Annotated in this window: 11 protein-coding genes; 3 read left to right on the top strand and 8 right to left on the bottom strand. The window is 56.6% G+C overall.

The genetic code is table 11. The features are described from left to right. Nucleotides 1-147 precede the first annotated feature (147 nt). From AAF358_07280 to AAF358_07265, 4 genes are read right to left on the bottom strand one after another with little or no spacing between them, the layout of a single operon-like run. Entirely contained in the window at nt 148-1125 is a 978-nt protein-coding gene (locus AAF358_07280) for a dipeptide epimerase (GenBank protein MEM7705335.1), read from the bottom strand. 42 nt (nt 1126-1167) lie between these two features. Next, the gene (locus AAF358_07275) at nt 1168-1719 is read right to left on the bottom strand and encodes a TRAP transporter small permease subunit (GenBank protein MEM7705334.1); all 552 of its coding nucleotides are present in this window, start codon (nt 1717-1719) and stop codon (nt 1168-1170) included. Further along, entirely contained in the window at nt 1716-2717 is a 1002-nt protein-coding gene (locus tag AAF358_07270) for a TRAP transporter substrate-binding protein (GenBank protein MEM7705333.1), read from the bottom strand. The genes AAF358_07275 and AAF358_07270 overlap by 4 nt, the downstream gene beginning before the upstream one ends. Nucleotides 2718-2721: 4 nt before the next feature. Continuing rightward, a complete protein-coding gene (locus tag AAF358_07265) occupies nt 2722-4002 on the bottom strand; it encodes a TRAP transporter large permease (GenBank protein MEM7705332.1) in 1281 nt (426 codons plus the stop codon). Nucleotides 4003-4124: 122 nt separating this feature from the next. Here AAF358_07265 and AAF358_07260 point away from each other — a divergent pair, with 122 nt between their 5' ends. Further along, nucleotides 4125-5591: a M81 family metallopeptidase gene (locus tag AAF358_07260; GenBank protein MEM7705331.1), complete on the top strand. Its 1467-nt coding sequence runs from the start codon at nt 4125-4127 to the stop codon at nt 5589-5591. Between the two features lie 25 nt (nt 5592-5616). On the opposite strand, the gene AAF358_07255 is transcribed toward AAF358_07260, so the two are convergent. The 4 genes from AAF358_07255 to AAF358_07240 form a co-directional block, all read right to left on the bottom strand. Beyond that, entirely contained in the window at nt 5617-6156 is a 540-nt protein-coding gene (locus tag AAF358_07255; protein ID MEM7705330.1) for a MarR family winged helix-turn-helix transcriptional regulator, read from the bottom strand. Nucleotides 6157-6368: 212 nt separating this feature from the next. Further along, the gene (locus AAF358_07250) at nt 6369-7694 is read right to left on the bottom strand and encodes an APC family permease (protein ID MEM7705329.1); all 1326 of its coding nucleotides are present in this window, start codon (nt 7692-7694) and stop codon (nt 6369-6371) included. Beyond that, entirely contained in the window at nt 7691-8959 is a 1269-nt protein-coding gene (locus AAF358_07245; protein ID MEM7705328.1) for an aminotransferase class III-fold pyridoxal phosphate-dependent enzyme, read from the bottom strand. Before AAF358_07245 ends, AAF358_07250 begins: the two co-directional genes overlap by 4 nt. Nucleotides 8960-9071: 112 nt before the next feature. Beyond that, entirely contained in the window at nt 9072-10205 is a 1134-nt protein-coding gene (locus tag AAF358_07240; protein MEM7705327.1) for a serine hydrolase domain-containing protein, read from the bottom strand. A gap of 81 nt (nt 10206-10286) precedes the next feature. On the opposite strand from AAF358_07240, the gene AAF358_07235 reads away from it, so the two are divergent. Next, nucleotides 10287-10880 carry a TetR/AcrR family transcriptional regulator gene (locus AAF358_07235; protein ID MEM7705326.1) on the top strand — a complete coding sequence of 198 codons (594 nt, stop codon included), beginning with the start codon at nt 10287-10289 and terminating at the stop codon, nt 10878-10880. 14 nt (nt 10881-10894) lie between these two features. Further along, a complete protein-coding gene (locus tag AAF358_07230) occupies nt 10895-12022 on the top strand; it encodes a dipeptide epimerase (GenBank protein MEM7705325.1) in 1128 nt (375 codons plus the stop codon). Nucleotides 12023-12053 lie beyond the last annotated feature (31 nt).

Here is a 12053-nt window from a genome sequence, read left to right as displayed (position 1 = left end):
CTTCGGAAAGCCGATGTCGCCTTCGTGTAAGCGTTCATCCCAGAGAGCGCGGCGAGTTGGCGCGCGGTCCAAACAGCACCAAAACACGACGTTTGAGAATCCCCTTTCTTCTCCGCGAATTTGATCCGATGGAATGAAAACAGCCTGTCAGCCCCAGAGTGCTGCGGCGGGTGGTTGTACCAAGCCACCCTTGCCGTAGGTGAGGCCATGATCAATATCGTCGGCGAGCAGAAGGGGGCCATCGATGTCGACAAAGTCGCTCAGTAAACCAACGATGAAACTTGGCGCCATTGACAGGGAACTGCCCATCATGTTGCCGACCATCACCTGCATGGCAGACCGTTTCGCCGCTTCGACAAGAGCCAGACCTTCGGACAGACCACCGCACTTGTCGAGCTTGATGTTCAGAACCTGATAGCGCTGCGCTGCCTCAGAAAACTCGCCAAGGTGCAGGCAAGATTCATCTGCGCCGAGCCGGACCGGTGACCGAAAGTCTTCCAGCTCCTGGTCTTTGCCTCGCGGCAGTGGCTGCTCGATCATAGCCACACCAAGGCGGGCACAGTGTGGTGCGTATTCCTTGAGTTCCTCAAAGGTCCACCCTTGATTGACGTCTACGATGAGGCTGGCATCCGGCCGGGCCGCGCGAATGATTTCCAGTCGTTCGATTGGGCGATCTGAATTGAGTTTGATTTTTAGGTGCGAGAAAACTTGTGCCGCCTCAGCCTGCTGGGCCATGGTTTCGACACTGTCTATCCCCAGCGTAAATACCGTCCTAAGTGCCCGTGGGGTAATAGCCAGCAGCTCCCAAACCCGCTTACCGGCGGCTTTGGCCTGATAATCCCAAAGCGCACAGTCAAGTGCGTTGCGGGCTCCACCGGGTGGCAAAAGTGTCTGCACCCGGGATTCTGCCAGTCCCCCGTCGATTTCTTCGGCGGCTATCTCCAGCTGTTGGGTCATGGTCTCAGGTGTTTCGTCGAGATAGTAGGAGCCCACGGCCTCGCCGCGCCCGACAACGCCATCCTTTGCCAAGGTCACCCTTACGGTTTCCGTGCTCCTGAATTCGCGACCAGTGATAGCAAACGGCTTTTGCAATGGGAATCGAACGATTTCTGTATGAATCTTCATCAGGGCCTCAGATGCGATTGCTGAAGACGGCTAGTGAATAACCTAAGGATTGCTGCCAGAGGACCCACCCTCAACCGTCGCTTTGCGTCTCATCCCCACTCCGTCCAGGGCTCTTGCCGATATTCGAGCGAGCAGATGAAACAGTATGACGGCCGAAAATATCGGCACGATCGCAAACACGTATCCGCTGGTGATACCCAAGCTTTCGGTTAGCCGCATCATGTGGTGCGCCAGAATCGTCGGGCTGAAAACGAGTACGGGGAGCAGGAATAGGATCACGGCCGCATCGCGCACCAGTGACAAAAGCGCGCTCAGTGTTTTGGACGAGAGTTCTGGGCGCGTCACAAGGACGGGATCTTCCTCCCGGTAAAACGCGACGGTTGCGCCAAGCAGTCCTCCCCAGACCATACAATATCTTGCCAGTTCTTCGGTCCAAGGCGGCGCCGCGAAGACCAGGTACCGCCCAATTACCTGAAGGCCAACGCTCAGGAGCATGGCGACAAAGCATAGGCCACCCACCCACCAGCAGGCTTGATTGACCAACGCGCTCGCGCTACGCAGAAGCTTCGCCACGTGGATAGCGAATTGTTTCACCGGCTCGCCTTTGCTTTGCTGAGTAGTTCCCGCATCTTCGCGACAACATGCTCAGACGCCATCGTGCTGTACAGGGGCATTACCCGTCGTTTGAACCGTTCTCTTTCCTCGGGCGAGAGCTCGATGATCTCAATGCCGATATCACGAAGCATCTGAAACTCGGTGGCTTCCGTCGTCTTATTCCAATCACGCATGGCGGCTCTTGCATGCTGGATTGCACGCTCGACGACTTGCTGCTGCGCCGGATCCAGGCCTTGGTACCACTTTTCTGAGACCACGACGGTGCGCATAGAAGGCTGAAACCGAAGGTCGGTGTAGTAGTTGAGCTGACCACCATGGCCGAACTGAACAGCAACGATCGGGGGATTCAGGTAGCCATGCGCGATGCCGGTCTGCAGGGCTTGCGGTACCTCCTCCCAGGCAACCTGGGTTCCGGCGCTGCCCCAGTTTTGCAGGTACTCAAGCTGCTGAGCACTCATCGCACGGAGTCGCAGCGGGGCCACGTCTTCCAAACGCCTGACGGCAGAATGGGTTGTGAAGAGTCCGGACATACCGCCCAGACTGGCGAAGTCGACAACGCGCATTCCAAGGTCCAGTGCTGACGCATTGACTTGATCCAGAAAATCCGTTTGATCGACCAGTGCATTGATTTCGTCCACAGACTCAAAAAGAAACGGAAGTTCCAGGCTCGCGAACAGTTCAGAAAACATTTCGACTTCGTGATTGCCCGTGACGTTGACCTCCAGCAAACCCAACAGAATTTGCTCGGTGCGAACGATCTCATTGCCCAGCGTGCTGCTCGGATAGATCGTCGTTTTCATACCGGCGCGATTGAGTTCGCTGGCAAAAGCCTGCGCCCAGACGAAGGGGCCGGATCTCTGGCTGTCGGCGGTGCTGGAGAGGGCGATCTTTACCTGGGCGCTACTAAGTGCCGGCGCCAACGTCAGGTACAGAGCAATTAGTACCAAATTTGAAATGGGTGGTTTTCGTTTAGTCATCTAGCTAGAGCAGCCCCAATAGCCGGGGCAGAAACAGGGTGAGTTCAGGCAGCAGCACCACAGCCAACAATACGAAGACCTCAAACGCTAAGAATGGCAGCACGCCACCGAAGAGTTTCCAGTACTTCTCGCCAGTCACCGCTGAGACGACCAGTACAGAGCCGCCAAGCGGAGGGCTGACCAGCCCCATGGCAAGAGTCAGGCAAACGACAATTCCCACGTGTATCGGGTCTGCGCCCTGGGCGATGGCGACAGGGACCAGCACCGGCGCAACAAGTGCCAGACCGAGTAGGGTGTCCAGCACCATCCCCAGCACCAGAAACACGACCATCATGAGCAGCAGGTAAGCGGTGCCGGACACGCCCGATGCAACGACCCATTCCGCAATTGCCTGGGGCGTGTTGGTAAGTGCTGCGAGATAGATGACCAGAGCTGCTGCAACGAAGAGCATAAAGATTGAGCCGGTTATGACCACCGTGCGTTTCACACACTCACGCAGAGCCTCCATGGAGAGACTCCGATAAAGCAGTCCGACGCCAACCGCAGCAGCCACGGCCACGGCGGCAGCTTCGGTTGGTGTCATAACGCCAAGAACGATTCCCGCAACGATAATTAGGGGAAGCATGAGTGCTGGCGTTGCGCGCTGAAGGCTGGAAAGAAACGGTTGGATATCTTGCGGTCCGCCGCCAGGATGATCGTAGCGTCTCGCAAAAAAGCCATTGGCCAGCATGAGAATCCCCGCAAGCAACAGACCGGGCACGATACCTGCGGCAAAAAGTGCCGCGATGTCTACGCCCATGATTGCACCATAGAAAATGAGAATGATGCTGGGCGGAATGATTGGGCCAATGATCGACGACGCGGCGGTAATAGCGCCCGCATAGGTTTTCCGGTATCCCTTTTCCTCCATAGCCGGCACTAATGTTCCGCTCAATGCGGCTGCGTCTGCCATCGCCGAACCCGAAATGCCCGCAAAGAATACGGAGGTGAGGATGTTGACGTGCGCCAGTCCACCCTTGGACCAGCCGATCAGCGACATCGCAAAGTCGACCAGCACGTGTGTAATTCGCCCGCGATTCATGATCTCCCCAACAAGCATGAAGAGCGGCATTGCCATCAGTGCGAAGACGTCCAATTGGCTGAATACCAGTTGCGGTGCGAGTGCGAGGTATCGCTCTAGATCTAGCGCGAAGTAAGCAAGCACAGCGGCGGCACCGGTGATATAGGCGAGTGCCGTGCCGGCGAAAATTGCTAGGGCAATAAAGACGACGATCAGGCCGACCAACAAAACAGGTGACTCCCCTGATATGCCAGATTCGCAAAATGGTAGGATACGCAACTAATGGGAGTATAGCTCGTGGTATTTGACTTGATCCTGAGAGCCGCTTTTCTGGAGGCTCCACACGAATGAAGGTGTTTGTTGCAGCACTGGGAACCGAGACCAATACGTTCTCGCCAATTCCGACGTCACTGAGCAGTTTCGAAGAATTCTGCCTGTATCGACCAGGTGAACACCCCAGCCACCCACTCTCGTTTGCTGCGCCGACATGGATTGCGCGGCAGAGGGCTTCAGCACGAGACTGGGCGGTCGTCGAAGGTACCTGTGCATTTGCACTTCCGGCAGGCGTTACAACCAGGGCGACCTACGAGGCGTTGCGGGACGAAATCCTTGGGCAGCTTGAAGATGCGCTTCCCGTTGATGTCGTCGCCATGAGCATGCATGGGGCCATGGTGGCCGATGGCTATGACGATTGTGAGGGCGATATGATGCGCCGCATCCGAGTCATGGTTGGCGACAACGTAGCCGTGGGGCTGGAGCTGGACCCCCATTGTCATTTGACCGCGCAAATGGTCGACGCAACAGATGCGGTGATCACTTTCAAGGAGTATCCCCACACCGATTTCCTGGAACGCGGTGAAGAGCTGTTTGACATCCTGGAGGGTATTGCCAGCGGCGAGATCAAAACCTGCAGCGCTGTCTATGACTGCCAAATGATCGGCGTTTACCACACGACCGATGGACCGATGAAGCAATTTGTTGAAGAGGTGAAAGCCCTCGAAGGCAAGGACAACGTTCTTTCGGTCTCAATCGTGCATGGCTTCCCCTGGGGTGATGTTCGGGATATCGGAACCCGCATACTCGTCATCACCAACGACGCTCGTAGCACGGGAGAAGCGCTTGCAAAAACGCTGGGGCGCCGACTGTTTGCGATGCGCGGCGAGACGTCCGCAAAACTCCTAAGTCTCGACGCCTGTCTCAGGCGACTGCAATTCTCAGCCGCCGGGCCAATCGTGATTGCGGATACGTCGGATAACCCTGGGGGAGGAGCGCCCGGGGATTCGACCTATGCACTTCGAGAGCTCCTTGGGCGCGAACCGATCCGGGTTTGCCTCGGTCCGCTCTGGGACCCTGTTGCGGTCCAGCTCTGCAAGGCTGCAGGGTTGGGGGCAACTCTGCAGCTGCGCGTTGGCGGCAAAATGGGTCCAACGTCCGGACACCCGCTGGACGTCAAGGCGAAAGTTTGCGGTCTGTGCGTGTACGCAGAGCAGGCTGGAGAAGCGTCGCAGCGGCTTGGCGACTGTGTCGCGATCGAGGTAGGTAACGTCAAGGTTGTACTGGCAAGTCTGCGATGTCAGGCGTTCAGCGTCGAGGTCTTCACCAACGTCGGAATCAATCCGACTGATCAGGACGTGGTTGTGGTGAAATCCAGTCAGCACTTTTACAGCGGGTTTGCACCCATCGCCAGCGAGATCCTTTACGCCGATGGCCCTGGCGCTCTGACGCAGGATTTCCGTCGCGTGCCTTATGTCAAGCAGGATCGCGAACTATGGCCGATGAACGATCGACCTGCCTTATCGCTTCACGAGCAATGATGCCGACCCGGTTGCCCGAGATGAGCTACGTACGATCATCTGCGCTGCCCCGTGAGACGCCTTCAACGGCAGCCAGCTGCTTGTTTAGCTTCTCAAGCAGGTGGTCCAGCTGACGGCGCTCTGCGTCGTCCAGCGTCGCCGTGCTGATCTCATTGCGAAGCATCGCATATGGAACAATCTCGTCGTGAAGGCGAGCGCCACTTTCCGTTAGCCAAAGGAGTGATTTTCTCGCGTCGGAAGGATCTTCTTTTGCCACCACCAGGTTAACCGATATCAATCGCTGTACTGCGCGCGCCACTCGGGTTTTCTCGAACATGGAAGACTTAGCGATATCGATAGCCGTCAGCGGAGCCTGATGACCGAGAGCGGCGATAATGGGCCACTCGGTGACGCTACGGAGTCCAAACGCGCCGCCATAGAGGCGCATCGCGCTAGCCCCAAGCGAATTTGACAGAACGGTCAAGCGGTACGGTACGAGTTTCTCGAGGTTGAGGGATGCTGCGGGCTCTGCCGCTTCGGCAGGGGGCAGCACCCCCTTGCTTGACGCGCCGGTACGCTCTTCCATTCACGAAACTCCTGTGCCCGTAACTTCAGGCTGGTAAATCTTGATGTTACGAGTATCGCGCCGGATGAATGATAACGCACGTGGTTTGATCAAAAACGGGCTAATGTACCGATAGATGTAAATGCAACATATTTATGGCCGCTGAGGCGTTATTGCCGCGAGCGGCTCATGAGGCGTTATTGCGACCAAGCGTGGCCAATAAAATTCCGCGCTCAGCGCGGGTCTCTGTTGGGCAGAGAGTCCGCGCGAGTGAGCGTGCTGCGGACAAGCTGATAGACCGCGCCGGCGAGTAAATAAGCGAGGCCAATGATCAGTAACGTAGGTTTCTCGCGAGCAAGCGTAATCAGAAAAAACGCAGAGAGTGCGATATAAACTGCGGCGATAACCCTAAGCGAGCCGATGGACAGTCTGAACGCGGAACCCCTGTAGGCGTCGGGTAGTGCCGTCGGAAGTTTGATCAGGGCGATCCCCGTCATGATTTGTATGACCATGAGTCCAATGAGCGCAAGCTGTGCATAACTCGTGATGGCCCCACCGATCGCTACTCCGATCAAAGACAGCAATCCAACCAATACAACCGCGTTGGCAGGTGTGCCAGTCCTCTTATTGACCGAGGCGAACCTGGCGGAAAAAAGCCCATAATTCGCCCCTTGGAAAAGATCACGGCTTAGGCCCATCAGCACGCTGTTGATCGTAGTTGCTGCCGCAAACAGGGCTGCTAAGCCGACTGCCATTACCAGAGGTTTCGGCAAAAACAGCGTTGAAGCGGTGACGACCGCCACCGGATCACCGCGAATCTCTCGCCAGTCAATCAGCATCGTGAGAGCCAGCGGAACGACGGCGTACAAAAAGATGATGACGATAAACGCCAACAGAATCGCTCGAGGCAAGTTGCGGCCTGGGTCTCTCACTTCCCCGGCGATTTCTGCAATGACAAAAACACCGGCATAAGAAAAGTAGGCGGTCACTGCCGCAATCGTAAGCGCGGAGTATCCTTTGGGAAATAAAGGCTGAAGGTTGCCAGGGTCTCCCGCGATGATTCCACCTACGCCGAAGACCGCCAGGGCGGCCAGAAAACTAACGACCATGATGTTCTGAGCGGTTGCGGCAACCTTTAAGCCCATCCAGTTCAACGCAATGAACAGCAGGACCAGCGCGGCCGCGACAGTTCTCGCATCTAAGCCGGGAACGAACACGTCGAGAAAATCGGCGAATCCATAGGCAATCAGCGGAATCACGACCGCACCCATGGACAACATGATCCACTGGTAAACGAACCCGGCGTGTGGCGATAGCGCCTCACGAAGCAGCACAAAGATTGAACCGCATACGGGTAAAGCAGATCCTAGCTGCGCCATGACGAAGCCGGCGATGATGGCCGGCAGTGCAGCGAGGAGATAAGCAATAAAGACGGCGGGCCCGACATCCGGCGCCAGACTGCCCGGAAGAATGAAAATTGTTGCGCCGACAACGTATCCGATGACGATAAAGGTTGCCGAAGGCAGGCCAATCGATCTTGCTAAGCCCGGCGCACTCAACTCGTACAGGCTTCCGTAATGGCTTCGTTAAGGGCGGTGACAATGGTGTCCATATCACTTTCCTCGAGGATAAACGGAGGGGCGATACACACCACATCTCGCACCGTGCCGGTTCCTCCGAAATAGGTAAACACGCCTCGTTTGACGGTTGCCTCCATGATCTTGAATGTCACGCCGGCATGCATGGGAAACATCTCGAGCGTTTCTTTGTCTTTCACGACCTCAATTCCGTAGAGAAATCCGCGACCCCGTACGTCAGCTACAAACGGGTTCTGTTGCAATACCTCGAGCTTTGAATCAAGCGTAGGACCAAGCTGCGCCACACGTTCGACAAGCCCTTCGGTTTTCATGATTTCGAGCGTTTTGTTGGCGGCCGCACACTGGCTCGGGTGCCCGCCATAGGTATGGAACATGGGCGCAATACCGGCCGCCTGCATGGCCTCAGGAATATGCCCTTGCGTTGCAACCGCCGACATTGCGGCGTAGCCGCCACTCATGCCCTTGCCAAGCACAATGATGTCAGGCTCGATGCTCCAGTGGTCAACAGCCATACGTTTGCCGGTGCGGCCAAACCCCGTCAGCACTTCGTCGGCGATCAGAAGGATGTCGTGCTCGCGGCAAATCCGGGCGATTGTGGGCAGGTATTCGTCGGGAGGCACCAGTCCGCCGCCGCTTGTTCCGGTGATAGGTTCAGCGTGAAAGGCGGCGATGGTATCCGCACCCTCGCGCTCAATGATCGCTTCCAGTGCAGTGGCGCATGCCACCTCGCAGGAGGGGTAGGCTTTGCCCAGTGGACACCGCAAGCAGTAGCAAGCCGGCGCGTGGGGCATCTCTCGCATCATCGGACCGAAACCCTTGCGCCTGGCGTCATGCCCTCCAACCGCGAGCGTAGCGAGCGTTGTACCGTTGTAAGAAACGTCGCGACCGATGATCTTCCAGCGATTTTTCCGGCCCATGGCGAGTTGATATTGGCGAGCCAGCCGCATGGCGGCCTCGTTCGCCTCAGAACCGCTGCCGAAAAAACTGATGCCCCGCATTTCGCCAGGCAGCCAGTCGGTGCGGAGCCGCTCAGCTAACTCCAGCCGTTCAGGCGTTGCAAAGGGGGGTAGGGCGTAAGTCAGCCGGGAAAGCGACTCGGCGGCGGCCTCGGCGACTTCCTGTCTGCCCCAGCCAATGTTGCCAACCGCCGCACCGGCGGAGGCATCTAAAATCTGCTGTCCATTGGCGGTTTTTAGGTAAGCGCCCTCGGCCGAAACGATTTCCATCTGGTCGAAAACGGCGCTGTTCAGTTTTACGAACGGCCATGATCGTGGTGAGGTTTCCGGCATGATTTCTACCCCCTTACGCATCAGCTATACGGCGTATAGTCAGTCAACGCTAACGCCGTGTGTCCGCCGATGCAACCGGTACCTGATCAAGCGCATGGGCCACTACGTCTTCCACGGCCGCAATAATTCCATCGGATTCATCGTGTCTGTTGGTCAATAGCTGAACAATCGTTCCAGACGATGGATCGATTAGCGTCAGCGTCACGTAACCGTGTATGAACCCGCCGTGCCCCCACAGCGATCGACCCTGAATCTCTCGTTTCATGAATCCAAGGCCGTAGCCCACAAGATTGCCGGTTTCCGTTAAGGCAATAGCGTCTGCGGTAAAGTCTTCGAGACCGACGCCGATCGGGTTGCTGTCGCTGAGCAGCGCCTGGGCCCACTTCCGCAAATCCCCCGCACTGGACACCATGTCTCCCGCTGACGACGCCCAGGTCAAGTTGGGCAGCGTTGTGTCGACCGCCAATCCAGACTTCTTATCCTTAAAATATCCGCGCGCCATGCGGCTCTCCGGATAGGGTTCCATGCTGCCAAGGTACGTATCGTTCATCTCAAGAGGCTCGAGGATGGAACGTCTAACGAATTGAGAAAGTGATTGCCCGGATGCGGCTTCGATGACTTTGCCCAGAATGACAAAGCCGAGATTGTTGTATTCCCATCGCTCTCCGGGTGGGAACTGCTCTCCGGCAACGCGCCCAAGGAACAGATGGTTCTCAAAACTGACTTCGAAGTCCGGCCGCGTCCCTTTGGGGGGATCGAAGTAGACGATGCTGTCACCGATCCCCCCGGTATGCTGCAGCAGCTGGCGGATAGTGAGTTCTCCAGCTCGCGGCGCGCCGGCAACGTAATCAGACACGGCGTCGTCGAGCTTCAACTTACCGCGATTTCGCAGTATCAGTAGCGCCGCGGCAGTGAACATCTTCGTCTGGCTGCCGACCTGGTAGAGACGATCTGCGGAGGCTCTTTCTCGTTTCTCGATATCGGCATAACCATAGGTTGCGATGAGCGGCTCATTGCCTTGTGTGGTAATCGACAGAACACTGCCGAGCACCCCAACTTCCTCAAGTTTCCGAAGATCCGTCTCCCGTCGGGCCTGGAAATTCTCTTGCTCGCTGCCCGCGACCGATGATCCCACCAACATGGTGAGGAGGAATACCAAAAAGAGGAAGCCATGCTTTTTCACAGATCCGATTCGCCTTGCTGATCATTTGCGCACTATAACCGTACATTGTACAGTTCCTGAAAATCACTTTATGAGCTAAAAATGGCTGAGCAAAAGGCCAAGCGAAACTTACGCCAAGACCTGATCGAAGCCGCCAACAGCAGAATTCAGAAGGGCGGGATCGGTGATTTGAGCTTGCGCAAGCTCGCAAAAGATACGGGTGTCTCGACCATGGCAACGTATCACCACTTCAAGAACAAAGAAGCGTTGCTGGTGCAGATTGCTGTCGAGGGTTATGAGCAGCTGGCGGAGGAATTACAGCAGGCTTCGGCATCTGAGTCTGACCCTCAGCAGGGACTTCGCGCGATTATGCGGGCTTATTTTCATTTTGCGCTGAAGCAACCTGAAATCTATCACCTCATGTTCGGTCGCGAGATCCAGGGCAAGTCACTTATTCCGGAATTCAAGGCGGCGGCCAACAGTTCTTTTTACGTCTTCGCCGCGGCCCTGAAGAAGCAGTTTGACGCGAGTGGCCGCGAAGCCGATGCGGATACGATCGGGATGACATTTTGGGGTACTTTGCACGGCCTGGTGTGCCTCGTCAGCGATGGCACGATCTTGTACAACTCAAAAAGCAGCGAGAAGCTCGATCGGATGATCGAGATCGCGGCCAAAGGCCTGGTGTATATCCAATAGCATTGGTCTAAGCACTGACTCATCCGACGCAAATCACTTCGATCGATGTCTTTGCGGTCAATATCGAACTGGCGCACGCCATTCGAACGCCGATCGGGATGCTCGATGCCGCGCGCAACGTCTTTATCCGCATTAACACTGATGCTGGAATAAGGGGGTGGGGCGAGGCGAGCCCTTTTTTGCCGATCACGGGCGACTCGCAGGAATCGAACCTCGACACGGCGATAATCGTCGGCAGGAGTCTGCTGGGCCTTGATCCGTTGGCGCTCGATGACCGTATTGAGCAGCTCAGGTCTTTAACTCAGGGGCAGCCATCAATCAGGTCCGCCTTTGATATTGCCTTTTATGATATTGCCGGCCGGGCCAAGGGGTTACCGGTTTATGCGCTTCTCGGTGGCAAAAAGAGTCCGCTGCGGAGCGATTTTACGATTGGAATGCAGGACTCCGTGGCGGCAACCTTGGCGCGTCTGGAAGCGGGACTGGCTCAGGGGTTTAACGCGGTAAAGCTGAAGGTTGGCAGACCGGGGCTGCATGATGTGGACCACGTCAAGGCCGTCATCGACCGCGTCGGACAGGCGATGTCGGTGAAAATTGATGCCAACCAGGGATGGGACTACGAAACAGCCCGCGACTGTTTAGCCGCCATGGAGGAAATGAACCTTCTCTACTGCGAACAGCCCACGCCCGCGAATGACTATCAGAGCCTGAAACGACTGCGCGAAGATGGTTTCGTCGCAATTTGTGCTGATGAGTCTCTTTTTGATGAACACGACGCACAAAATTTGCTGTCAATGGAAGCCGTGGACTACCTCAACATCAAGCTTGGCAAGTCGGGCGGCATCTCCACGGGGCTCAGAATCAACGCTCTGGCTGAGGCGGCGGGTTGCCGATGCATGGTTGGATGTTTTGCGGAGTCTCGGCTCGGCCTCACGGCTGCGGCACATCTGGCAATGGCACAACCGAACATCGCGTTCGTAGATCTGGACTCAGCTTTTGGGTTTATCGAGGATCCTGTCCACGGCGGTGGTACTTTTCGAAAAGACGACGGCGGTGTCATCCGGCTTACCGATGAGCCGGGATTCGGTGCTTCGCTTAGGCCCGAGTTCGCTGACTCCTGTCATTGGGCGAGCGTTCAGCTCTAGCGCGTCTCAGGCTTGCCCGCGTGTATGTCGC

The organism is Pseudomonadota bacterium, from assembly GCA_039033415.1.
In the GTDB taxonomy this organism is placed as follows: Bacteria; Pseudomonadota; Gammaproteobacteria; order Xanthomonadales; family SZUA-38; genus JANQOZ01.
The sequence above is the reverse complement of the archived record's forward strand: the minus strand, read 5'-3'. Positions and strand labels throughout refer to the sequence as shown.